Here is a 22466-nt window from a genome sequence, read left to right on the forward strand (position 1 = left end):
TTACGAAACCTTCTTGTTCTTGGCGTTCAGCTTGGCCACGTCGAGCGTGACGGGCTGCTGGGCGACATGCGGATGTTCCGTGCCTGCATAGACGCGGAGATTCTTCATCTGGCGACGGCCGAGCGGGCCACGCGGGATCATGCGTTCGACGGCCTTCTCGACGACACGCTCGGGGAAGCGGCCCTCGAGCAGCTGGCGCGCGGTGCGCTCCTTGATGCCGCCGGGGTGGCCGGTGTGCCAGTAATAAACCTTGTCGGTGAATTTCTTGCCGGTGAACACCACCTTGTCGGCATTGATGACGATGACGTTGTCGCCGTCGTCGACATGCGGGGTGAAGGTGGGCTTGTGTTTGCCGCGAAGATGATTGGCGATGACAGTGGCGAGACGGCCGACGACGAGACCCTCGGCGTCGATCAGCACCCACTTCTTCACCACATCCGCAGGCTTCTGCGAAAAGGTTGTCATGGATTTGTTGCTTTCGGTTCGGACCGTCCCTTATTCACGAATGACAAGGGAAGGCGTTTCTTGTTGCTTGGATTGGCGCCGAGCGCTTGCCCGCCGCCAATAACAAAACGGCGGCCTTTGCGGGCCGCTGCTTCGTGAGGGCTTATAGGCGAGGGGAGGGCATCACGTCAAGGCGAATTTAAAGACGAGTGGCGCAGAAAATCAGGCAAAAACAAAGGATTGAATGAGAGGTATTATTTTACCACATCGATTTAGTGTTACCTGCGGTGCCGAATCCGGCCTTAGTGCTTTGCCTCGATTTCCTTGCGGGCCGCGCTGGAGAGGAACGCAGATCGCGTTATGCCGCGTTCGCGCGCTGCGATGTCGATCGCCCGCAAAACGCCGCGCTCGAAAGTCACGTTTGCCCTGACGACGGCGCTGTCATTGTCGATGAGCGGCACCGAGACCAGATAGGCTCCTTCGGCGAGCGCGTTGCGTATGTCGGGAAGCGCGACAATCGCTTCGTGGTTGGACGGCTCCGGAACGGGCATATCCTCTGCCCACAATTGCAAGGCTTCAACGGCTTTGGGCACGATGTCTTCTGCCGCGTCCGCAGCCGAAAAGCAGCCGGGAATGTCCGGAAAGCGGATGCCGAATGCGCTGTCGGGATCTTTGTCGACCAGTGCGAAATAGTTCTTCATTGCAATCTCCAGGGCACTTCAGCTCGTCTTTATCCAGCCTGCCTGCTTGGCGATCGCGCGAGCGGTGCCGGTTGGCAGATCCTTCTCGGGATGCGGAACGATCAACACGATCTCGCCCCTTCGGAATTTGTGATGCGAGCCGCGTACGGAAATCAGTTCGAAACCATCGTCCTTGAGACGCTTCACGATCTTGCGGCTGTCACGTTCCAGCAAAGTTCACTTATGCGCACATATATACACATCAACTGGAAATTCAATTGTCAAGAAGGCGCCCGCGTCGGCGGAATCGAATAGGTCCCCGTCGCGTGTGCTACCGTGTGTCCTTCCGGTCCGGCGACGATGTCGATATCGAACACCATCAGGCTCTTGCCCAGCTTTAGGATGCGGCAATGGCCGTCGATCGGCCCGGCCTCGGCCTTGCGGACAAAATTGATGTTGAGGTTGGTGGTGACCGAAAGCGCATCTGGCCCGGCATGCGAAAGCACGCAGACATAGCCGCCTATGTCGGCCAGCGTGAACAGCGACGGGCCGGACACGGTTCCGCCGGGGCGCAAATGCCGCTCGTCGGCATTGAGCCGCACCGTGCAGCCGCCCGGAAACACGTCGATCGCCTCGTAGAAGGTGAACTGGTCGTTGAGCTGTGGGTAGACGGTTGCCATCAGCGCATTGATTTCAGCCGCCGTCAGCACCGGTTTGAGATTGTCTTGGACGGGCATAAGCGGTTTCCTATATGGAGCCGGCACGGGGTCAGGTGGACGCCTGGGCCAATTGTCGGGTTTGAGAAAACACGTCTCAAGGCTGTTCTTCAATCGGCAGCGTGCTAGTTCTTTTGTTTCATGGCCCACGAATCCGATGCCGCTGGCCAATGAAGAGGTTGGAGAACATGGCCGAAATCGTCGCCATCAAGCCGGCCGTTGCCGAAGGTCCTGTTGTCGCGAGACTGGACAAGGGCGTGCTGCGCCTCACGCTTGCCAATCCGCCGGCCAATGCGCTGTCGCTGGCGGTGATGGCGGCGCTGACGGCGGAGCTCGACCGCGCGAAATTAGACAGATCCGTCCGCGTCATTATCCTGGCAGCGGCCGGAAAAGTGTTCTGCGCCGGACACGACCTCAAGGAAATGACCGCGCGCCGCACTGATGCCGATCGCGGCAAGGCATTCTTCGAGGAGACATTTTCCGCTTGCGCGGAACTGATGCAGGCGATCGTGCGCCATCCCAGGCCGGTGATCGCCGAGGTCGATGGTCTGGCGACGGCAGCCGGGGCGCAACTGGTCGCGAGCTGCGATCTCGCCATCGCCTCGCATGAGGCGACCTTCTGCACGCCCGGCGTCAATATCGGCCTGTTCTGCTCGACGCCGATGGTGGCGCTGTCGCGCAACGTCTCGCGCAAGCACGCGATGGAGATGCTTTTGACCGGCGAGACCATCGATGCGGCGACGGCCAAGGAATTCGGCCTGGTTAATCGCGTGGTGCCGCGCGAATATCTGAACCAGATTGTCACCAAATACGCGCAAACCATTGCTGCCAAATCGTCTTTGGTCGTGAAGACCGGCAAGGAGGCGTTCTACGCGCAGGCCGAGATGGGGCTGGCCGAGGCCTATGCCTATACCGGCCGCGTCATGGTCGAAAACATGCTGGCACGCGACGCGGAAGAGGGCATTGGCGCCTTCATCGGCAAGCGCAAGCCGGAATGGACGGACGATTAGAGATGGAACCCCGCATCTCAATCATCACCATCGCCGTCGACGATCTCGAGCGCGCCACGCGCTTCTACGAGGCGATGGGCCTGACCCGCCATGCCGGAATCACCGACGGCGTCGCCTTCTTCCAGATGGGCGGCGTCATTCTCGGCCTGTTTCCGCGTGAAAGCGCCGAAGAGGATTCGGGCATCACCTTCGGCACGGCGCCGTCGGCGGTCTATCTCGCCTACAACACCCGCTCCGACACGGAAGTCGACGACGTGCTTGCGATGGCCGAGAAGGCCGGCGGTCGTATCGTCAAGCCGGCCGGCCGCGCCTTCTGGGGCGGCTGGTATGGCTATTTCGCCGACTCGGAAGGGCATGTCTGGGAAGTGGCGCACAATCCGGCTTTTCCGATCGCGGAAGACGGAACGATCTCGCTGCCGGACTGATCGCTGCCGCATGGCTCCCCGCAAGCAACTGACGCGGCTGAAGGCTCCCTATCTCAAGCGCATCCTCATAGAGCCGGCGCGGGTCGCAGATTGGGAAAAATACCCCTGGAACCTGCCGATCTTCCGCAGCCACGATTTCGAGCTCGAATTCACCACGCCGATCACCATCATCGTCGGCGAGAACGGCACCGGCAAATCCACGCTGCTCGAGGCGATCGGCGCGCTGGCCGGATACGACGAGGCCGGCGGCGGCAAGGGCTACATGCCCATCGACCATTCAGCTGCCATCGATACGAGCGGCGCCGCACTGGCTAAGACGCTGCGCGGTCACTGGCTGCCGAAAGTCACCGCCGGCTGGTTCTTTCGCGCTGAATCCTTTTACTCCGTCGCCCGTTATCTCGATCAGGCGGCACTCGAAGATCCGTTCAAGCCACCTCCGCCCGATTTCCTGTCCTGGTCGCATGGCGAGGGCTTCATCCGTTTCTTCGAGGAGCGCTGCCGCCGGCAAGGCATCTACATCCTCGACGAGCCCGAAAGCGCGCTCTCGCCGACGCGCCAGATCGAGCTTCTCAAGATGCTGCGGCGGATGGACCAATCCGGCACGGCGCAAGTGATCATGGCGACGCATTCGCCGCTGCTGATGGCCTGTCCCGGCGCGCGGCTGTTCCGCATCAGCCGGTTCGGCCTCGACCCGACCGATTTCAGCGATACCGACCATTTTCGGATGATGCGCAGTTTCTGCAACGATCCGGATGGTTTTCTCGCCGAAGCTCTGTATGAGGACGAGGCATGAACCACGACGCCTACGACAATGCCTATATCGCCGGCATCCTCAATTCGGTGAAGACCATCGCCATGGTCGGCGCGTCCGCCAATGATGTGCGGCCGAGCTACTTCGTGCTGAAATATCTGCTCGCCAAAGGGTTTTCGGTGTTTCCGATCAACCCGGGACAGGCCGGCAAGGAAATCCTCGGCCGAACGGTCTATGCTAGGCTCGCCGATCTCCCCGAGCCCGTCGACATGGTCGACATCTTTCGCGCTTCCGCGGCAGTGCCGGGCGTCGTCGACGAGGTCCTGCGGCTCGATCCGTTGCCGAAAGTCGTCTGGATGCAGCTCGGCGTGCGCCATGACGTGGCGGCCGCGCGCGCCGAGGCCGCCGGCATCAACGTGGTGATGAACCGCTGCCCCAAGATCGAGTATGGCAAGCTGTCGGGTGAAATCGGCTGGACCGGCGTCAACTCCGGCGTGCTGTCGTCGAAGAAGCCGCTGATGCGGCCGGGATTCCAGAGCTTCGGCGTTCGCCAGAAGTAGACCATGATCCCGAAAAGTGGAAACCGGCTTTCGGAAAAGATCATGGTCAAACAAGAAAGATAGAGCCCCATCCCGATCCTATCGGGTTGGATCAGGCTCGAGACGGAAATTTATTCCGGTAATCGGAACATTTTCTCGCGCCTCGATCACAGAACGTGCGTCGAAGGGCATTTTCTTCTTTGCATTCGTGACCGGGCTTCGCCAAGAATGCCCGGCGATTTTCAGAAGGTTCAAAGGGAGGTATTCGATGACCCGCACGCCCGGTTTCAACACGCTCGCCGTCCATGCCGGTGCCAAGCCCGATCCGGCGACCGGCGCGCGTGCCACGCCGATCTACCAGACGACCTCCTTTGTCTTCGACGATGCCGACCATGCCGCCTCGCTTTTCGGGCTAAAAGCCTTCGGCAACATCTACACCCGCATCATGAACCCGACCCAGGCGGTGCTGGAAGAGCGTATCGCGGCGCTCGAAGGCGGCACGGCAGGGCTGGCCGTGGCGTCGGGTCATGCCGCGCAGGTGCTCGTCTTCCACAATCTGATGCAGCCCGGCGACAATTTCGTTGCCGCGACAAGGCTTTACGGCGGCTCGATCAACCAGTTCGGCCATGCCTTCAAGAATTTCGGCTGGCAGGTGCGCTGGGCCGACACCAACGACATCTCGACCTTCGAAAGCCAGATCGACGACAAGACCAAGGCGATCTTCATCGAGAGCCTGGCCAATCCAGGCGGTGTCTTCGTCGACATCGAGAAGATCGGCGACATCGCTCGCAAACATGGCCTGCCGCTGATCGTCGACAACACGCTGGCCTCGCCCTATCTGGTACGGCCGATCGAGCATGGCGCCGACATCGTCGTGCATTCGCTGACCAAGTTCATCGGCGGCCATGGCAATTCCATCGGTGGCGCCATTGTCGACGGCGGCACCTTCGACTGGTCGAAATCCGGCAAATATCCGATGCTGTCGGAGCCGCGCCCCGAATATGGCGGCCTCGTCCTGCACGAAACCTTCGGCAATTTCGCTTTCGCCATCGCCGCGCGCGTGCTTGGCCTGCGCGACATGGGCCCGGCGATCTCACCCTTCAATGCGTTCCTGATCCTGACGGGCCTGGAAACCCTGCCGCTCAGGATGCAGCGCCATTGCGACAATGCGGTTACTGTCGCCGCCTGGCTGTCCAACCACCCGAAGATCGCCTGGGTGTCCTATCCCGGCCTGCCCAGCGACAAGAACAACGCGCTGCAGAAGAAGTACTCGCCGCTTGGCGCCGGTGCGGTGTTCACCTTCGGCCTGAAGGGCGGCTATGCGGCGGGCATCAAATTCGTCGAGGCGCTCGAACTGTTCTCGCACCTTGCCAATGTCGGCGACACCAAGTCGCTGGTCATCCACCCGGCATCGACCACGCATCGGCAATTGTCGGACGAGCAGAAAGTTACGGCGGGCGCTGGGCCGGATACGGTCAGGCTCTCCGTCGGCATCGAGGATGTCAACGACATCGTCGCCGATCTGGAACAGGCTCTCGCCAAGGTTTGATCCCCGCTGGAAGGAGTTTCCATGACCGCGCCGAAATTTCTCTCCGTCAATGTCGACAGCGTCGAACCGGAACTTGGCGCGCCGGCGCCGGGTCGCCTAATCTCGGGCGATCCGAAGTTTCGCACCTGGAATGTCGAGGAACGCGACGGCGGGCTCTATGCCGGCATCTGGGAGGCGACGCCGGGCAAATGGCGCATCGAGTATGACGAGTGGGAATTCTGCCACATCCTGTCGGGCGTTTCAGTGATCGCCGAGGAGGGCGGCGAGGCGCGCACCGTCAGGGCCGGCGACAGTTTCGTGCTCAGGCCGGGCTTTAGGGGCAGCTGGGAAGTGCTTGAAACGACGCGCAAGGAGTATGTGATCCGCCTTTAGAGCGTTGGGCTCAGAAGGCAATCGATGTCGGTATCGGAAAATCCGTATCCGCTCATCATGTCCCTGTGCCAGGAAGTTCCCAGCAAATCTTCCAGGCATGAATCGATGCGCCGGCGGAGCGCCGCGTCGCCCTTAGCGAGAGCGAAAGCGCCGGCGGCCGGCTCTTTTTCGGCTGCCGGAACGTCGATGACCGCAAGAGGCGCGTCGGGACGCTGAGCCAGGTAGCCCCGATGCGCCATGGCGACACTGGCATAGGCATGCACGACACCGGCAGCGACAGCATCGGCCGCGCCCGCTTGCGTGGCGAAAATTCTTATCCGCTCGGGTGGAACGCCATTTTGCAAGGCTGTCTGATGTTGGATCTGGCCCGATATGACGGCGATCAACGCCGCCTCATCTTCGGCGATGGATCGATAGCCCTTGAATTCGCGCGGATTGCCTTTCGCGACGAGCAACCCGTCCTGCAACACCCAGATCGGTCGCGTGAAGTCGACGGGTTTCTTGCGTTCGTCCGAGATGAATAGGCCGGTGGTCATGTTCCACTCGCCACTGGTCAATCCTGGAAGCAATCTGGCGAACTCGGTTTCGACAGGCGAAAAGGCCTTTAACCCAAGGGTCTGGCAAACCTTCCGCGCAAGCTCCGTGTCGCAACCAGCGACTTCCCCGGAAGCGTCGGTGAAGCAGAAGGGCGGCTCCTGCAGAAAAGCGAAGGTCAATTTTTCAGTCATGTGGCCTGGGCCTCGGGTCGGGCTTTCAAAAGGTCACCACGAGCGCTTCCAGCCCGTGAAAATGATAGGTGTCGCGGAAGCGCGGCTGTTCGGCGAGATAGAGCCGCGGTAGCCGGTCGAACAGGGTTTTCAGCGACACCTGCAATTCGAGCCGGGCGAGCGGCGCGCCGATGCAGAAATGGATGCCGGCGCCGAACGAGACGTTCTTCTGGTCGGCACGGCCGGGCCGGAAAGCAGCGGGTTCGGCAAAGGCCAGGGGATCGTGATTGGCCATGCCGAGCAGCAGGCCGATCGTCTCGCCCGGCCGCACGAGAATGCCCGGAGCGACCTCGATCTCTTCATAGGCATAACGCGTGAACATGTGCAGCGGCGCGTCGAAGCGCGGGCATTCCTCGACGGTCGCGGCGGTCGCTTCCGTAGAAATGAAGAAGCGGCGCGGGTCGCCGCCCTGCGCAAGGATCGAGCGCACCGCGTTGCCGGTCTGGTGGACGGTTGCCTCTTGGCCGGCGTTGAGCAGCAGGATGGCGGAGGACACCAGCTCGTCCTCCGAGAGTTTTTGGCCATCGTCTTGCGCCGAGATCAGCAGCGACAACAGATCGTCGCCGGGTTTCTTCCGCCGTTCCGCGACATAGCTGCGCAGGAAATCGGAAAAATGGCGCGCGGCGCGATTGGCTGTCTCTTCCGTTTCGCGTGTGCGGCCATGCATGTACATGGCGACCATCTGATGCGACCAGTCGAGCAGTTGCGGCCCCATCTCGACCGGCACGCCGAGCATCTCGGCAATGATGGTGATCGGCAAAGGCGACGCGAAAGCCGGCAGCAGATCGACCTGATCCGGTTCGAAACGGTCGATCAACTCGTTGGCGAGCGCCTCGACGCGCGGCCGAAGCCGCTCGACCTGGCGCGAGACGAAGGCGCGGTTGACCAGCGTTCTGAGCTTGGTGTGAACGGGCGGTTCCAGCTCCAGCATCGAATTGGCCTCGATGCCGTCGAAGGCGCTGAGATGCGAGCGGTCCTGGCCGGTGCCCCGGCTGTCGGGAATGCCGGCCGGGTTCTGGCGGCCGAAGCGGCGGTCGCGCAACAACCGGTTGACGTCGTCGAAGCCGCCGAAGCACCAAAAGCCGAACTCCTCCCAGAAGAAGGCGTTCGATGCGCCATGCATGAAGGCATAGGCCTCGTATGGGTTCTGGAAAAAAGCCGGCTCGTGCGGATCCATCCGCACACGGCGGGTGGCTGGATCGAAGGCAAGGTAGGGAGGCGGCGTCAAGTCGGTCATAGCAGACCATTAGCGCATGAGCCCGAAAACCGGAATCGGTTTTCGCTGGGGATCATGCGCAGATTCAAAGTCTTGGAGCGTCCTTTGCGCGTCGAACGACGCGCGGCGCTCCAAGGCTTGCCAGCTTGATGCCAGACCGTATGTTGGGCGCCCGATAGTTCGATGCATGTCGCCCAAAAGTGTGAAGCGGTTTTGGGACAACGACATGCACAAAAGCGCGTTGAGCCAGCCGACACGGCTGCGGAAAGACTGACTTGATGAATGTGATCGTGGTTGGCGCAGGCATCGCAGGGCTTTCGACGGCGTGGTCGTTGGTCAAGGCCGGGCACCGGGTCACGATCGTCGAGCAGGGAGCGATTCCCAATCCGCTTGCCGCCTCGGGCGATCATCACCGCATCATCCGCCGCGCTTATGGTGCAGCGGCGGGCTATGGCCGGCTGATCACCGAAGCCTATGAGGCCTGGGACGAGATGTGGGTTGATCTCGGCGAAAACCATCTCGATCCGCGCGGCTTCATCTGCATTTCGCGCGACGAGGGTGATGACGCCGAGCAGATGCGCGACGGCCTGGCGGCCGGCGATTTTGCCTTCGATATGATCGAGCCGGGCGAGGCCGTTGCGCGCTGGCCGTTCCTCGAGAGCGGAAGTTTTCGCTACGCTTTCTTCTCGCCGGAGGGCGGCGTACTGCATTGCCGCAAGATCGCGGCGGGACTCGCCAAATGGCTGCGGGCCAACGGCGCCAACGTCTACGAAAACAGCAAGGTGACGAAGATCGACGCTGAGGCCGGTCACATCGTGCTTGAAAGCGGCGAGACGATGCAGGCCGACCGCATCGTCGTCACATCAGGCGCCTGGGTGCTGAAGCTGTTTCCGGAACTGGACGGCGAACTGAAGACCTGGCGCAACGCGCTCGCCTATGTCGAACCGCCGGCGGACTTGAAAGCGGCGTGGCAGGAGGCCCCGGTCATCCTCGATGTCGGTGGTGCTGTCGACGGCTACGTGATCCCGCCCTCCGGCGGGGCCGGCATGAAATTCGGCTCAGGGCTGCACAGGGTGCCGACCAGCGACGCCGACTGGAACCGGCGGCCAGTGGCGGGCGAGGGCGAAGCGATCCGCAACCTGTTTTCGCCGCCGATCGCCCGCATCGATGAGTATGAGGTGACTGAAGTCGTCACCTGCGCTTACACATTCACCGCCGACGAGAAGTTCCTGGCGCATGAGAAGGGGAAATGCCTTGTTGTCTCGGCCTGCTCCGGCCACGGTTACAAATTCGGCGCAGCGGTCGGCAGGCGCGTAGCGGCGGCCGTCGGCGACGGCGATATCGCGGGCTTGAAGACATGGCTAAGGGCGGAGGTGGCCTGAGCTAATACCTGCAATGCTTTGGAATATGCACCTGCCGCCAACTGGTCGAGCCTTCCTGCACCATCACGCGGCGCGCCACCTTCTGGTATGATGGCGCGATCTCAGTGATGCGCCGCCGCTCCGGTCGCACCAGCACTTCACGGGCAACGCTCTCATATTCGGCTGGGAGGACAACCCGTCGGGTGCGCTCGGGTTCAACGACCACTGTTTCGGCGACGCGCGCGTAACGGGCCTTGCGCCAGATCTTGCACAGCACCTTGCGGCCGTGGATGATGCGCCATTCCCACGCATGGCCGCCATCATCGATCTTGACCTTGTGGTAGACGGTGCGGGTGATGGCTGGCACGACCTCGTATGTGACGCGGGGCGGTGCGATCTGCTCGACGCGCTCAACCGTGCCATAAATCGGCGGGTCGTAGTCGATCACTTGGCCGCCGGGGCTGACCACGTTTTCATAGACGGTATCGTAGACGGCCGGCCTGTTGACCTGCTCGTAGCATTCGACCGCGCGTCCGCCGGCTGCCGTTTCAGACAGCATGCCGAGAACGGCAACGCCGGCGATGCCCAAGGAAGCAGTTTTCCTGATCATGGCACTCCCTGTTGAACCTTCAGCGCAAGCTCAACGTTGAATTGTAGGGGAAGCCGTATCGCGGGAAAGCAGTTTCGAGATATTTCCTTAAGCGATGCGGTTAAGAAAGTGCTACACGGCAGCGCCGCTTCAAGAGCAGCAGAAGGCTGACCGCGCAGCTTCGGGCGAATCCTGTGCAGAAAGCTTGATTCGACTTAACCGGATGGCTAGGAGGGGCGGCCTTGCGCTAGGGTGAGCCGACATCCTATTTACAGGACAACGATCCAGAACCGATTCTGCCCGACTTTCTAATCTCCCGGCGCCGGAATCCCATCCTCAATAAGGGATAGTCCATGAAGAACCCCGTCGAAACCTACATGAACCTCGTTCCGATGGTGGTCGAACAGACCAATCGCGGCGAGCGGGCCTACGACATTTTCTCGCGGCTCCTGAAAGAGCGCATCATTTTCATCACCGGTCCGGTCGAGGATGGCATGGCGACGCTGGTCTGCGCGCAGCTCCTGTTCCTCGAGGCGGAGAATCCGAAGAAGGAAATCAACCTCTACATCAATTCGCCAGGCGGCGTCGTCACCTCGGGCATGGCGATCTACGACACCATGCAGTTCATCAAGCCGGCGGTGGCGACGCTGTGCATCGGCCAGGCCGCCTCGATGGGCTCGCTGCTTCTCACCGCAGGCGAGAAGGGCATGCGCTTCGCCACGCCGAACGCCCGCATCATGGTCCACCAGCCTTCCGGTGGCTTCCAGGGCCAGGCTTCCGATATCGAGCGCCACGCCCAGGACATCATCAAGCTGAAGCGTCGCCTCAACGAGGTCTATGTCAAGCACACCGGCAAGAGCTACGACGAGATTGAAAAGACGCTCGACCGCGACCACTTCATGACCGCCGACGAGGCGAAGGATTTCGGCCTCATCGACAAGGTCATTTCGTCGCGTGAGCCGGTCGAAGGTGTTGCCACATAAGCCCGGTGGCAGTTGGATGGCGGGAAAACACGCTTTTGATGCCGCTTGCGGCATTTCGGCCACAATTGGCTGTTCCCTCGACGGGAGCAATTGCCTACGTTAAGCCTATGTTGATTTTCGACGGCTTAGCTTTGTGCGGGGTTGATGCGAATCATTGCGACGTTTTCTGATATGTGTTTCGTATGGAATGCGTTGCGGGAGCCGGGACACTGGCGGCGGCGATTTCCCGCGATAGATTGAATATATGCGCCCTTTCAACCAGACCATCGGCGGGCGGCTATGAAAGGACATGAAAATGAGCAAGGTCGGCAGCAACGGCGGTGATTCCAAGAACACGCTTTATTGCTCGTTTTGCGGCAAAAGCCAGCACGAAGTGCGCAAGCTGATCGCCGGCCCGACGGTGTTCATCTGCGACGAATGCGTCGAGCTCTGCATGGACATCATCCGCGAGGAGAACAAGACCTCGATGGTGAAGTCCCGCGAGGGCGTGCCGACCCCGCAGGAGATCCTCAAGGTTCTCGACGACTACGTCATCGGTCAGCCCTACGCCAAGCGCGTGCTGTCGGTGGCCGTCCACAACCACTACAAGCGCCTCGCGCATGCCGGCAAGAACAACGACGTCGAGTTGGCGAAGTCCAACATTTTGCTGATCGGCCCGACCGGTTGCGGCAAGACGCTGCTTGCGCAGACGCTGGCCCGCATCATCGACGTTCCCTTCACCATGGCCGATGCGACGACGCTGACCGAGGCGGGCTATGTCGGCGAGGATGTCGAGAACATCATCCTGAAGCTCTTGCAGTCGGCCGACTACAATGTCGAGCGCGCCCAGCGCGGCATCGTCTACATCGACGAGATCGACAAGATCTCGCGCAAGTCGGACAATCCTTCGATCACCCGCGACGTGTCGGGCGAGGGCGTCCAGCAGGCGCTGTTGAAGATCATGGAAGGCACGGTCGCCTCCGTGCCGCCGCAGGGCGGCAGGAAGCATCCGCAGCAGGAGTTCCTGCAGGTCGACACCGCCAACATCCTGTTCATCTGCGGTGGCGCCTTCGCCGGCCTGGACAAGATCATCTCGGATCGCGGCCGCAAGACCTCGATCGGCTTCGGCGCCACCGTCGCTTCGCCCGAGGATCGCCGCACCGGCGACGTTTTCCGCCTGGTCGAGCCTGAGGATCTGTTGAAGTTTGGCCTCATTCCCGAGTTCGTCGGCCGTCTGCCGGTCCTGGCGACGCTGGAGGACCTCGACGAGCCGGCGCTGATCCAGATCCTGACCGAGCCGAAGAACGCGCTGGTCAAGCAGTACCAGCGGCTGTTCGAAATGGAGAATGTCGACCTGACCTTCCACGAGAATGCGCTCTCGGCGATCGCCAAGCGCGCCATCGAACGCAAGACCGGCGCGCGCGGCCTGCGCTCGATCATGGAAGCGATCCTGCTCGATACGATGTTCGAGCTGCCGGCGCTGGAAGGTGTGCGCGAAGTGGTTATCTCGGAAGAGGTGGTGTCCGGCAACGCCAGGCCGCTCTACATCTATTCCGAGCAGAAGGAAAAGAAGGGCAACGTCAGCGCCTGACGTGAGCCTGCACAATGGATTTTTTTGAAACGGCGCCGCGAGGCGCCGTTTTGCTGTTGCGGACGGGCCGACTTGTGATGAACGGATTGTGACAGATTGGATGAACGGTTGCGTGTTGACCCTTGATCTTTGCCCCCCGTGCCTCCAACTAACTGAGGAAGGCCGGGGTGCCGAATTCTGTGCTGTAAAACTCCCGTCACAAACGGTGGTAGGCGGAACGATCCTCGGTCGTTAGTATGAGATTCGCGGTTGGCCGATTGGAAGCCGCGACATGAAAGGTTGGACAATGGCCAAAATATCCAAGGCTCCCAGCGACGGCGTCTTCGCAGTCCTCCCACTGCGCGACATCGTGGTGTTCCCGCACATGATCGTTCCGCTCTTCGTCGGGCGTGAAAAGTCGATCAAGGCGCTGGAAGAGGTGATGGGTCAGGAAAAGCAGATCCTGCTTGCGACCCAGATGAATGCCGCCGATGACGATCCCGAGTCCGATGCGATCTTCGACATCGGCACGCTCGCCAATGTGCTGCAATTGCTGAAGCTGCCGGACGGCACCGTGAAGGTGCTGGTCGAAGGCGCGACGCGCGCGAAAATCGTTTCGTTCACCGACCGTCCCGACTTCCACGAGGCACGCGCCGCGGCGCTGGTCGAACCGGAGGAGGAAGAGGTCGAGGTCGAGGCGCTGGCCCGTTCAGTCGTCACCGACTTCGAGAACTACGTCAAGCTGAACAAGAAGATCTCGCCAGAAGTGGTGGGTGCCGCCAGCCAGATCGACGACTATTCCAAGCTCGCCGATACGGTTGCCTCGCATCTTGCCATCAAGATTCCCGAGAAGCAGGAGATGCTGGCCACGCTTTCGGTCAAGGAGCGGCTGGAAAAGGCGATGGGCTTCATGGAAGCCGAAATCTCCGTCCTGCAGGTCGAGAAGCGCATCCGTTCGCGCGTCAAGCGCCAGATGGAGAAGACGCAGCGCGAATACTACCTCAACGAGCAGATGAAGGCGATCCAGAAGGAGCTCGGCGAGGGTGAGGACGGCCGCGACGAGGCCGCCGAGATCGAGGCGCGCATCAAGAAGACCAAGCTCTCCAAGGAGGCCCGCGAAAAGGCGGAAGCCGAACTGAAGAAGCTGCGGACGATGTCGCCGATGTCGGCTGAATCGACCGTCGTGCGCAACTATCTCGACTGGATCCTGTCGATACCGTGGGGCAAGAACTCCAAGGTCAAGCAGGATCTGGCCTTCGCGCAGAACGTGCTCGACACCGACCATTTCGGCCTCGACAAGGTCAAGGACCGCATCGTCGAATATCTCGCCGTGCAGAGCCGCCAGAAAAAGCTGAAGGGGCCGATCCTGTGCCTCGTCGGACCTCCCGGCGTTGGCAAGACCTCACTCGGCAAGTCGATCGCCAAGGCGACCGGCCGCGAGTTCATCCGCATGGCGCTGGGCGGCGTGCGCGACGAGGCCGAAATCCGCGGTCACCGGCGCACCTATATCGGCTCGATGCCCGGCAAGGTCATCCAGTCGATGAAGAAGGCGAAGAAGTCCAACCCGCTCTTCCTGCTCGACGAGATCGACAAGATGGGCCAGGATTTCCGCGGCGATCCATCATCGGCTTTGCTCGAGGTGCTCGATCCCGAGCAGAACTCGACGTTTATGGACCACTACCTCGAGGTTGAATACGACCTGTCGAGCGTGATGTTCGTGACGACGGCGAACACGTTGAACATCCCTGCGCCCTTGATGGACCGCATGGAGATCATCCGTATCGCCGGCTACACCGAGGACGAGAAGATTGAGATCGCAAAGCGTCACCTGATGCCGAAGGTGATCCGCGATCACGCGCTGCAGCCGAAGGAGTTCTCCGTCGGCGAGGACGCGATCCGCGGCATCATCCAGACCTACACCCGTGAAGCGGGCGTCAGGAGCCTGGAGCGCGAGCTGATGAAGCTCGGCCGCAAGGCAGTGACCGAGATCCTGAAGACGAAGAAGAAGACGGTCGACATCACGGCAGACAATCTTGCCGATTATCTTGGTGTCCCGCGCTTCCGCTTCGGTCAGGTCGAGGCCGACGATCAGGTCGGCGTCGTCACCGGGCTCGCCTGGACGGAAGTCGGCGGCGAGTTGCTGACGATCGAAGGCGTCATGATGCCCGGCAAGGGCCGCATGACGGTGACCGGCAATCTGCGCGACGTGATGAAGGAATCGATCTCGGCGGCGGCCTCCTATGTCCGCTCGCGGGCTATCGATTTCGGCGTCGAGCCGCCGCTGTTCGACAAGCGCGACATCCACGTCCACGTGCCCGAGGGCGCAACGCCCAAGGACGGACCGTCGGCGGGTGTGGCGATGGCGACGGCGATCGTCTCGGTGCTGACTGGCATCCCAGTCAGGGCCGATGTGGCGATGACCGGCGAGATCACGCTGCGCGGCAGGGTGCTGCCGATCGGCGGGCTCAAGGAGAAGCTGCTTGCAGCACTTCGCGGCGGCATCAAAAAGGTGCTGATCCCGGAAGACAACGCCAAGGATCTGGCGGAGATTCCGGACAACGTGAAGAACGGCATGGAGATCATTCCGGTCGCGCGGGTCGGCGAAGTGTTGCGCCATGCGCTGGTGCGTATGCCGGAGCCGATCGAGTGGGTCGAGCCGGTCAATGCGCCGGCTGCGGTGGATGCCGGAGACGACGCCAGCAAGTCGCTGGCTCATTAGCTCTTGCTAAAGTTGCAATGCACAAACAGAGAGCCGGGCCTTGAGCCCGGCTTTTTCATGTGAAAAACCCCGGAATTCCGGGCTTTTTTTGATTTTTTTCGCGCTTTTCGACTTGGTTGCGGAAGCGCTTCTTTCTAAAGTCCGTTTCCTGCCGGATGAGTCGTACGTTCCGGTTTTCTCATGGAAGGGAATTTTTATGAACAAGAACGAACTGGTGTCCGCTGTCGCCGATGCCGCGAGTATTTCGAAGGGTGACGCGCAGTCGGCGGTTGATGCGGTGTTTTCCGTGATCACCGGCGAACTGAAGAAGGGCGGCGATGTCCGGCTTGTCGGCTTCGGAAATTTCACCGTGTCAAAACGCGCCGCGTCGACCGGCCGCAACCCGCAGACCGGTGCGGAAGTGAAGATTCCGGCGCGCACCGTGCCGAAGTTTTCGGCCGGCAAGGGCCTCAAGGACGCAGTAAACTAAGCGCCTTCTTACCCTTTTCAGAGATCAGAAAAGCCGGGCATGCCCGGCTTTTCTTTTGCGTCCGATTAAAGTGTCGGACCAAAGGTGAATGGTTCCGGAGCCGGCAATGGGAGTATCGTGCCGACGCCTAATGCATGTCGCGCAAAAGTGCGCAGCGGTTTTGCGATAACGATATGCATAGAAACAAGGGTTTAAAGCGCGTCGCATGAATCCGTTCGAACGCGACGCGCTTTGGGGCAACCCGGCCACCAATTGTCCTCTGCTCCCCAGTCGTGTAACGCCGTTCCTTCGGCACGAAGGGACGACCACATCTTGCAGAAGGTAGAAGAACTGATTGATTGGCTTGCCGACGACAAGGTCGGCCGGCTTTACGTCGCGGTGCTCGTCGTCGCTCTTTATTTCGCCTTCCAAACCGCGACGCTGTCGCTCCTTGGCCTTTGGGCCGGCAACGGCGTGAACATCGACGATGCCGAGCAACTGATCTATCTGCCGCATCTCGCCGCCGGCTATGGTGGTTCGCAGCCACCGCTCTACAACTGGATTGCCTGGACAATAAGCCAAGGGTTCGGGACGAGCATCGTCAGCCTCAAGCTCGTCAGATATGTCCTGCTTTTCGTCGGCTTTGCCGCCAGCCATGCTGCGATGCGCAAGCTTGGCTATAAGCAGGTCACTGCCGCCGCCGCTATGTTCGGACTAATGACGGTGCCGCTGCTATTTTGGGAAGCGCAACACAGCTTGACGCATTCGGTAGCCGCCTTCGCCTTTTGCGCGGTCACGCTGCTCGCCTTCGCCCATCTCGTCCATGTCCGGACGCCGCTGGCCTATGCGAGCTTCGGCCTGGCGGCCGCACTGGCCACGCTCGCCAAGTTCAATGATGTCCTCATGCTGGGAGCGCTGCTCCCGGCGGCGATGACTGTGCGCGCCTATCGACCAACGCTGGTTTCACCATGGATACTGCTCAGCATGGCGGTCTTCGTGCTTGTTCTGACCCCGACGACAGTTTGGAGCTACTACCATTCGGACGCAATTTTCGCCCGTATATCCAAGTTTGGCATAGCCGATGATGACGACGGAATGATCGGCATCCGCGGCGAGGGGTTGTTCAAAATCATATATGCCACCGCGTCATTCAGCATCGTGACTCTAGTCATCTACGTCCTCGGCTTCGTTTGGAAACGGAGTTTCCCCCGACGGCAGGACGCCTTCAATGCACCGCGGGACAAGCTGCTTGAGCGTGCATTGCTGATAGGCCCTCTTGCTGTGCTGCTGCTGGTGCTGGCAAGCGGCAGCACGTCGTTGCGCAACCGCTGGCTGCTGCCGGTTCTTTTCCTGCTGCCGCTCTATCTTGCCGCACGCATGGAAAAGCTGGGCGAGTTCGGCCGAGAGGTTCAGCGCTTCGTGATCGCCTTGGCTGTCGTTACAGCTCTGCTTGTGACACCGTTCACTTGGTATGCGCAACTGATGGGCGGGGAAGGCAAATCTCGCACCGCAAGGCTGGACTTCAAAGAGCTCTATCACGACCTGCAGGCCACCGGGCCGGTGCGCACGATCCTCGGCAATTCCTCTTGGGTCGGAAATTTCCGTCTTGCTGAGGGCGACCTCGTGCTGCTCAATCCCGAAGTTCCGGAGCTGAAAGAGCTATTCCAGGACCCTGCGGTGTTGATGTGGCTGGACGAAAACCAGCCCGATCCGGCATTAGTAGAGATCTTGCGGCAAGCAGACTACGAACTCAGCAGCCAAACCGGCACGCTAGTCGGGAAAGAGCTGTTCGGATCCGTGTCGGGCAGGCGCATCTATTTCGCCCGCCTGCACAAGCGCGGTTCGGCAGGCGCAAGCGTTCAAGATTGAATGCAGTCAGGGATTGCCGCTTGTACCCAAGCGAGGCCGCAGGTGTCGAGCCGATGAAAGCAGGCGGCTTTATGCCGTCGGCGCATCGGCGCGCATCAGCCCTTCCTTCTTGAGGTCGGCCCAGAGTGCCGAAGGCAGCTTCGCGTCCAGCAGCGAGCGGTTGCTTTCGACCTCGCTCGGCCGCTGGCCGCCGGGGATCACCGACGCGACCGAAGGGTGCAGCAGCGGAAATTGCAGTGCCGCCTCGATCAGGCGCACGCCGTGGCGTTTGCAGACGGCCTCGATGCGCGTGACGCGGTCGAGAATGTCCTGCGGCGCCTCGGAATAATTGTAGTAGGCGCCGGGCTTCGGCCCGGTTGCCAGGATGCCGGAGTTATACGGCCCGCCGAGAACGATGCCGATGCCGCGCTTCTGGCATAGCGGCAGGAAGGATTGCAGCGCTTCCTGCTCCAGCAGCGTATAACGCCCGGCAAGCAGGAAAAGGTCGAAGTCGCCACGTTCGGCAAGTGTCTGGGCAACCGGCCATTCGTTGATGCCGCCGCCGAACGCCCTGATAACGCCCTGGTCGCGCAGGGCCAGCAGCCCGTAATAGCCCGAGCGCATGAACTCCTCGATGCGTTGGTCCGAGGCCTCCTTGCTGCCATGGGTGAAGACGTCGACGTCATGCACGAAAAGGATGTCGATGCGATCGACGCCCAGACGTTCGAGCGACGCTTCGAAGGAGCGCATGACGCCATCATAGCTGTAATCGTAGACCTCGCGGCGCGACGGCGTGTCGAAGAATTTGCCGATGCCGGTGCGCTGCTCCGGCGGGCAGGCGCGCATGATGCGGCCGACCTTGGTCGACAGCACATAGTCGTCGCGCTTTTTCGAACGCAGGAACGGATTGAGCCGCGTTTCCGACAGGCCGAGCCCGTAGAGCGGCGCGGTATCGTAGTAGCGGCAGCCGACCTGCCATGCCGCTTCCAGCGTGGCATTGGCATCGTCGTCGGAGACGACGCGATAGAGGTTGCCGAGCGGCGCCGTGCCGAAGCCGAGCTCCGTGAAACTGATGCCGCCGTTGCCGATGCGGTCGAAATGCCGTGTCTTCATGTCCTGCTATTTCCTCACTTACGCAATTGCCATGACACTATCACGCCTATGGTACTTCAAAAGCACTTCGGGCCGTTGGACACGGAATTTCACGGTGATAGCATGAGCAAAAACAAGCTGTTCGGAGGAAACGTGCCCAAAACGTTCAGGCAGGTTTGGGGTCCCGGCAAATTGGTGGAACCGTGATGACCAATGCCGACAAAAACCTGTTCAGAATGGGCGAGGGTAGCGCCGCAAGACTTGCCGATTTCACCTTGCCTGTCCCGGCTCAGAATGGCCGGCGACCAGGGGCGGCGAAGCGCGCCCACCACGCCAACATGGAGTAAGCGCTCATGCGCTACGAGCTGATGCTGCCGCACCAGATCCGCAAGGCGATCGCCGAGAACTGGCCGGTCGTGCTCCCGCTCGGCGTGCTCGAATACCATGGCGAGCACATGGCCGTCGGCATGGACACGCTGGCGGTCGCCAAGATGCTGGATCTATTCGAAAAGGAAGCCGACATCGTCATCCTGCCGCCCTTCTACTACGGCGCGGCGAGCTACGCGGTGGCGGGGCCGGAGGGCAATGGGTCGGTTCAGGTCGGCGGCAGTGTGCTGGCGCCGTTCGGCGAAGAGCTGTTCTATAGTCTGCTGCGCATCGGTTTTCGCAATATCCACGCCATCATCCACCACCAGACCGAGAACTTTGCCGCCGGCATGCCGACCGATCTCGCCTTCAAGACCGCCGGCCGCCAGGCGATCTTTCGCTTCCTCGAGAAGGAACGCGGCGAGGGCTGGTGGGGCTCCGAGGCGATGGCCGGCTATTATGCCGAACATGCCGAAGGCGCCAATTTTTTCAACTGGGTGCAGGTGCATCCGCTCATGCCGGCGGCGATGAACGGTCAATATCCGTTCGACCATGCCGGCATTGGCGAGACGTCGCTGATGCTGGCGCTGTGCCCGGAAGCGGTGGACGCCAGCCACTTCGCCGACAATACGGGATGGTACACGGCGACTGCTGCCGACGCCTCGATGGAGCTGGGGCAAAAGGGCGTCGCGATGATCCTCGATCATTTGAGGGCGATGTTGACGGCCTAGCGCGGTTCTTCCTTCTCCCCTTGTGGGAGAAGGTGGCCGAGCGAAGCTCGGTCGGATGAGGGGTGCTGGAAGGATCGCTACCTCGAAGACGTAAGCACTTTAAATTCCTCGACATTTGCGCGCCGCATTTCTTCCAACACCCCTCATCCGTCTTGGCGCTACGCGCCAATCCACCTTCTCCCACAAGGGGAGAAGGGAAGACAGGTGTCTATTTCACCGCGCCCGCGGTCATACCCATGATCAGATAGCGCTCCAGCGCGATGCCGATGACGGCAAGCGGCGTGATCGCGGCGGTGGCCAGCGCCGCCATCGACCACCAGTTGATGCCTTGCGAGCCGGTCTGGCTCGCCACCATCACGGGAATGGTCTTGGCGTCGGTCGAGGTCAGCAGGGCGGCGAAGAAATACTCGTTCCAGCACAGCACCATCGCCAGGATGAAGGCGGCGACCATGCCCGGCAGCGCGATCGGCATGACGATGCGGAAGAAGGCGCCCCAGATCGATAGGCCGTCGACGAGGGCTGCTTCCTCCAGCTCGACAGGGATCGAGTTGAACTGGTCGCGCATGATCCAGATGACGATCGGCAGCACCATCAGCGTGTAGAGCAGGATCAGCCCGATGCGCGTGTCGAGCATGCCGACTTCCCGGTACAGCACGAGAAAGGGCAAGGCGAGCACCACTGGCGGCAGAATCAGCTGCGACAGGAAGAAGAAGGAGATGTCCTCATTCTTGAACCAGGCGAAGTGATAGCGGTAGCGGGTCAGGCCGTAGGCGGCGAGGCTGCCGATGACAATGGCGAGGCTCGACGCGCCGACCGAGGTGATGACCGAATTCATGAAGCGCTTGATGAACTCGTCGCGTACCGTCGACGTCCGAAAGATCGAATCCGGTGACAGGCCGAGCGAGCGCCAGCCCTTCCAGTCCGGCCGGAAGTCGACGAAGGGGATGAGATGGCCCTGGGTGACGTCGACGGCCGTCTTGAACGAGGTGGTTATCGTCCAGTAGATCGGAAACAGGCAGATGAATGCCCAGAACACCAGCGCGCCATAGATGAAGACGCGGTTCGCGAAAAAGCTCGCCGGCGAGCGGATTTCGGAAGCGGCATACTCGGTGGTCTGAACGCTCATGTTGCCGCCCCAATCAATTGACGTTGCGCACGAAGCGGTTGGCGAATTTCAACAGCCACGTCACGAACACGATGATGATGATGAGGTAGGCCATTGCCAGCATGGTGCCGTAGCCGACATTCGAGCGGTCGCGATACTCGCGATAGATGAAGCTTGAGACGGAATCGGTTGCACCACCCGGGCCGCCCGAGGTGACGGTGATGATGATGTCGGCAAGCTTCAGCTTGAAGATGATGCGCAGGATGATTGCCGTCACCGACACCGGCAGCATCAGCGGGAAGGTGACTTGCCAGAAGGTCTGCCAGGCATTGGCGCCGTCTACCCTGGCCGCCTCCAGCACCTCGCGTGACATCGCCTGCAGGCCGGCGAGCAGCATGATCATCATGAACGGGATGAACGTCCAGGCATCCAGCACCATGATCGAGATGCGGGCGGTGATCGGGTTGGAGAAGAAGGCGGGATTTTCCCAGCCGAGTTGGCGCGCCAGCGCTGCGGCTGGCCCGAACCGGTACTCCATCAGCGACTTGCCGATCATCCACGACACTGCGACCGGCGACAGCATCAACGGCATGAGGAAGACGACGCGGAAGAATTTGCGCGCCCGGATCTGTGCGTTGAGAAGCAGTGCGAGGCCGAAGGCGATGACATATTCGACCAGCACCGCGAGCACGTAGAGCACCATGTTGAACAGCGCGTTGCGGTAGTAGGGGTCGGCCAGCATCTGCCAGAAATTGTCGAGCCCGTTGAACTTCCGGCCGGAGAAGGAACTGAGGTTCCAGTCGGTGAGCGCGATGTAGAAGCCGAACAGTGTCGGGAAGATCACCATGGCGATGGTGAACAGCAGCGCCGGCAGCAGGAACAGCGCGCGCTGGCCGTCTTCGCCGCGTGTCAGCACCTGGCCGATGCCGAGCGCAACACCCCACAGCACATAGGCATAGACGACCGGCCGCCAGGTCTCGAAGCCGACGGTGTCGACCTCTGTCTTGTAGAGGATCTGAACTGCGATCACCGCCAGAAGGCCGAGCGTCGCAGCGGCCATCAAGACCCGGCCGAGCCGCTTGCGGCCCGGCGATATCAGATCGGATGGAGCGGCGTTTGCCGGCCACGCATTCGTGGGCAAGGTCTGGTCAGCCACGCGTCTCGTCCGTTCACTGAATGCTTTAATGACCGGTTAGCCGGTCTAGG

The 22466-nt window shown here is 61.1% G+C and carries 24 protein-coding genes; 14 read left to right on the forward strand and 10 right to left on the reverse strand.

Going from position 1 to position 22466, the window contains the following annotated elements:
• The 4 genes from rplM to RPG13_RS18285 all read right to left on the reverse strand — a co-directional run bounded on the left by rplM (position 1) and on the right by RPG13_RS18285 (position 1861).
• Positions 1–465, reverse strand: a complete 465-nt coding sequence (rplM, locus tag RPG13_RS18270) for a 50S ribosomal protein L13 (protein WP_091591498.1) — start codon at positions 463–465, stop codon at positions 1–3.
• 281 nt (positions 466–746) lie between these two features.
• Entirely contained in the window at positions 747–1145 is a 399-nt protein-coding gene (locus RPG13_RS18275) for a type II toxin-antitoxin system HicB family antitoxin (RefSeq protein ID WP_126106872.1), read from the reverse strand.
• Between the two features lie 18 nt (positions 1146–1163).
• A complete protein-coding gene (locus RPG13_RS18280) occupies positions 1164–1355 on the reverse strand; it encodes a type II toxin-antitoxin system HicA family toxin (RefSeq protein WP_126107518.1) in 192 nt (63 codons plus the stop codon).
• Positions 1356–1405: 50 nt separating this feature from the next.
• Positions 1406–1861 carry a PaaI family thioesterase gene (locus RPG13_RS18285; protein ID WP_292222091.1) on the reverse strand — a complete coding sequence of 152 codons (456 nt, stop codon included), beginning with the start codon at positions 1859–1861 and terminating at the stop codon, positions 1406–1408.
• A gap of 167 nt (positions 1862–2028) precedes the next feature.
• Here RPG13_RS18285 and RPG13_RS18290 point away from each other — a divergent pair, with 167 nt between their 5' ends.
• From RPG13_RS18290 to RPG13_RS18315, 6 genes are all read left to right on the forward strand, one after another.
• Entirely contained in the window at positions 2029–2850 is an 822-nt protein-coding gene (locus tag RPG13_RS18290; RefSeq protein ID WP_337125690.1) for an enoyl-CoA hydratase, read from the forward strand.
• Positions 2851–2852: 2 nt separating this feature from the next.
• Positions 2853–3275, forward strand: coding sequence for a VOC family protein (locus RPG13_RS18295; protein ID WP_337125691.1), 423 nt, complete (start codon positions 2853–2855; stop codon positions 3273–3275).
• A 10-nt stretch (positions 3276–3285) separates the two neighbouring features.
• Positions 3286–4068 carry an AAA family ATPase gene (locus tag RPG13_RS18300; RefSeq protein ID WP_095485807.1) on the forward strand — a complete coding sequence of 261 codons (783 nt, stop codon included), beginning with the start codon at positions 3286–3288 and terminating at the stop codon, positions 4066–4068.
• Complete coding sequence (locus RPG13_RS18305; RefSeq protein WP_337125692.1) at positions 4065–4586, forward strand: CoA-binding protein; 522 nt, start codon at positions 4065–4067, stop codon at positions 4584–4586. The genes RPG13_RS18300 and RPG13_RS18305 overlap by 4 nt, the downstream gene beginning before the upstream one ends.
• A gap of 247 nt (positions 4587–4833) precedes the next feature.
• The gene (locus RPG13_RS18310) at positions 4834–6114 is read left to right on the forward strand and encodes an O-acetylhomoserine aminocarboxypropyltransferase (protein WP_337125693.1); all 1281 of its coding nucleotides are present in this window, start codon (positions 4834–4836) and stop codon (positions 6112–6114) included.
• 21 nt (positions 6115–6135) lie between these two features.
• Positions 6136–6486: a cupin domain-containing protein gene (locus RPG13_RS18315; protein ID WP_337125694.1), complete on the forward strand. Its 351-nt coding sequence runs from the start codon at positions 6136–6138 to the stop codon at positions 6484–6486.
• Here RPG13_RS18315 and RPG13_RS18320 read toward each other — a convergent pair.
• Both RPG13_RS18320 and RPG13_RS18325 read right to left on the reverse strand, forming a co-directional pair.
• Entirely contained in the window at positions 6483–7214 is a 732-nt protein-coding gene (locus RPG13_RS18320; RefSeq protein ID WP_337125695.1) for a transporter substrate-binding domain-containing protein, read from the reverse strand. The genes RPG13_RS18315 and RPG13_RS18320 overlap by 4 nt on opposite strands.
• 25 nt (positions 7215–7239) lie before the next feature.
• Positions 7240–8490 (reverse strand): cytochrome P450, encoded by a 1251-nt coding sequence (locus RPG13_RS18325; protein ID WP_337125696.1) that lies wholly within the window; start codon positions 8488–8490, stop codon positions 7240–7242.
• 257 nt (positions 8491–8747) lie between these two features.
• Between RPG13_RS18325 and RPG13_RS18330 the strand changes: the two genes are divergently transcribed.
• Entirely contained in the window at positions 8748–9851 is a 1104-nt protein-coding gene (locus RPG13_RS18330) for an NAD(P)/FAD-dependent oxidoreductase (RefSeq protein WP_337127030.1), read from the forward strand.
• Position 9852: 1 nt separating this feature from the next.
• On the opposite strand, the gene RPG13_RS18335 is transcribed toward RPG13_RS18330, so the two are convergent.
• Entirely contained in the window at positions 9853–10440 is a 588-nt protein-coding gene (locus RPG13_RS18335) for a hypothetical protein (protein ID WP_337125697.1), read from the reverse strand.
• Positions 10441–10772: 332 nt separating this feature from the next.
• Here RPG13_RS18335 and clpP point away from each other — a divergent pair, with 332 nt between their 5' ends.
• The 5 genes from clpP (at position 10773) to RPG13_RS18360 (ending at position 17987) form a co-directional block, all read left to right on the forward strand.
• Positions 10773–11402, forward strand: a complete 630-nt coding sequence (gene clpP, locus RPG13_RS18340) for an ATP-dependent Clp endopeptidase proteolytic subunit ClpP (protein WP_337125698.1) — start codon at positions 10773–10775, stop codon at positions 11400–11402.
• A gap of 295 nt (positions 11403–11697) precedes the next feature.
• Entirely contained in the window at positions 11698–12972 is a 1275-nt protein-coding gene (gene clpX, locus RPG13_RS18345; RefSeq protein ID WP_095485846.1) for an ATP-dependent Clp protease ATP-binding subunit ClpX, read from the forward strand.
• Between the two features lie 286 nt (positions 12973–13258).
• Positions 13259–15670 (forward strand): endopeptidase La, encoded by a 2412-nt coding sequence (gene lon, locus RPG13_RS18350; RefSeq protein WP_337127031.1) that lies wholly within the window; start codon positions 13259–13261, stop codon positions 15668–15670.
• 196 nt (positions 15671–15866) lie between these two features.
• Positions 15867–16139 carry an HU family DNA-binding protein gene (locus RPG13_RS18355; protein WP_006201846.1) on the forward strand — a complete coding sequence of 91 codons (273 nt, stop codon included), beginning with the start codon at positions 15867–15869 and terminating at the stop codon, positions 16137–16139.
• Positions 16140–16370: 231 nt separating this feature from the next.
• The gene (locus RPG13_RS18360) at positions 16371–17987 is read left to right on the forward strand and encodes a glycosyltransferase family 39 protein (RefSeq protein ID WP_337125699.1); all 1617 of its coding nucleotides are present in this window, start codon (positions 16371–16373) and stop codon (positions 17985–17987) included.
• 69 nt (positions 17988–18056) lie between these two features.
• Here RPG13_RS18360 and RPG13_RS18365 read toward each other — a convergent pair whose 3' ends face one another.
• A complete protein-coding gene (locus RPG13_RS18365; RefSeq protein ID WP_337125700.1) occupies positions 18057–19079 on the reverse strand; it encodes an aldo/keto reductase in 1023 nt (340 codons plus the stop codon).
• Between the two features lie 185 nt (positions 19080–19264).
• Here RPG13_RS18365 and RPG13_RS18370 point away from each other — a divergent pair, with 185 nt between their 5' ends.
• On the forward strand, positions 19265–19405 hold the full coding sequence (locus RPG13_RS18370; RefSeq protein WP_292713156.1) for a hypothetical protein: 141 nt from the start codon (positions 19265–19267) through the stop codon (positions 19403–19405).
• 6 nt (positions 19406–19411) lie between these two features.
• The gene (locus tag RPG13_RS18375; protein WP_337125701.1) at positions 19412–20155 is read left to right on the forward strand and encodes a creatininase family protein; all 744 of its coding nucleotides are present in this window, start codon (positions 19412–19414) and stop codon (positions 20153–20155) included.
• Positions 20156–20363: 208 nt separating this feature from the next.
• Here RPG13_RS18375 and RPG13_RS18380 read toward each other — a convergent pair whose 3' ends face one another.
• Positions 20364–21281 (reverse strand): carbohydrate ABC transporter permease, encoded by a 918-nt coding sequence (locus RPG13_RS18380; RefSeq protein ID WP_029353494.1) that lies wholly within the window; start codon positions 21279–21281, stop codon positions 20364–20366.
• 13 nt (positions 21282–21294) lie between these two features.
• Positions 21295–22416, reverse strand: coding sequence for a carbohydrate ABC transporter permease (locus RPG13_RS18385; RefSeq protein WP_337125702.1), 1122 nt, complete (start codon positions 22414–22416; stop codon positions 21295–21297).
• Positions 22417–22466: the final 50 nt, after the last annotated feature.

This window comes from Mesorhizobium sp. ISC15 (assembly GCF_037162615.1).
Taxonomy (GTDB): Bacteria; Pseudomonadota; Alphaproteobacteria; order Rhizobiales; family Rhizobiaceae; genus Mesorhizobium; species Mesorhizobium mediterraneum.

Bases quoted from the DNA above. Each gene is read 5' to 3' on its own strand.
- rplM (WP_091591498.1), bottom strand. From the start codon at position 465: ATGACAACCTTTTCGCAGAAGCCTGCGGATGTGGTGAAGAAGTGGGTG.
- RPG13_RS18275 (WP_126106872.1), bottom strand. From the start codon at position 1,145: ATGAAGAACTATTTCGCACTGGTCGACAAAGATCCCGACAGCGCATTC.
- RPG13_RS18285 (WP_292222091.1), bottom strand. From the start codon at position 1,861: ATGCCCGTCCAAGACAATCTCAAACCGGTGCTGACGGCGGCTGAAATC.
- RPG13_RS18290 (WP_337125690.1), top strand. From the start codon at position 2,029: ATGGCCGAAATCGTCGCCATCAAGCCGGCCGTTGCCGAAGGTCCTGTT.
- RPG13_RS18295 (WP_337125691.1), top strand. From the start codon at position 2,853: ATGGAACCCCGCATCTCAATCATCACCATCGCCGTCGACGATCTCGAG.
- RPG13_RS18300 (WP_095485807.1), top strand. From the start codon at position 3,286: ATGGCTCCCCGCAAGCAACTGACGCGGCTGAAGGCTCCCTATCTCAAG.
- RPG13_RS18305 (WP_337125692.1), top strand. From the start codon at position 4,065: ATGAACCACGACGCCTACGACAATGCCTATATCGCCGGCATCCTCAAT.
- RPG13_RS18310 (WP_337125693.1), top strand. From the start codon at position 4,834: ATGACCCGCACGCCCGGTTTCAACACGCTCGCCGTCCATGCCGGTGCC.
- RPG13_RS18315 (WP_337125694.1), top strand. From the start codon at position 6,136: ATGACCGCGCCGAAATTTCTCTCCGTCAATGTCGACAGCGTCGAACCG.
- RPG13_RS18320 (WP_337125695.1), bottom strand. From the start codon at position 7,214: ATGACTGAAAAATTGACCTTCGCTTTTCTGCAGGAGCCGCCCTTCTGC.
- RPG13_RS18325 (WP_337125696.1), bottom strand. From the start codon at position 8,490: ATGACCGACTTGACGCCGCCTCCCTACCTTGCCTTCGATCCAGCCACC.
- RPG13_RS18330 (WP_337127030.1), top strand. From the start codon at position 8,748: ATGAATGTGATCGTGGTTGGCGCAGGCATCGCAGGGCTTTCGACGGCG.
- RPG13_RS18335 (WP_337125697.1), bottom strand. From the start codon at position 10,440: ATGATCAGGAAAACTGCTTCCTTGGGCATCGCCGGCGTTGCCGTTCTC.
- clpP (WP_337125698.1), top strand. From the start codon at position 10,773: ATGAAGAACCCCGTCGAAACCTACATGAACCTCGTTCCGATGGTGGTC.
- clpX (WP_095485846.1), top strand. From the start codon at position 11,698: ATGAGCAAGGTCGGCAGCAACGGCGGTGATTCCAAGAACACGCTTTAT.
- lon (WP_337127031.1), top strand. From the start codon at position 13,259: ATGGCCAAAATATCCAAGGCTCCCAGCGACGGCGTCTTCGCAGTCCTC.
- RPG13_RS18355 (WP_006201846.1), top strand. From the start codon at position 15,867: ATGAACAAGAACGAACTGGTGTCCGCTGTCGCCGATGCCGCGAGTATT.
- RPG13_RS18365 (WP_337125700.1), bottom strand. From the start codon at position 19,079: ATGAAGACACGGCATTTCGACCGCATCGGCAACGGCGGCATCAGTTTC.
- RPG13_RS18370 (WP_292713156.1), top strand. From the start codon at position 19,265: ATGACCAATGCCGACAAAAACCTGTTCAGAATGGGCGAGGGTAGCGCC.
- RPG13_RS18375 (WP_337125701.1), top strand. From the start codon at position 19,412: ATGCGCTACGAGCTGATGCTGCCGCACCAGATCCGCAAGGCGATCGCC.
- RPG13_RS18380 (WP_029353494.1), bottom strand. From the start codon at position 21,281: ATGAGCGTTCAGACCACCGAGTATGCCGCTTCCGAAATCCGCTCGCCG.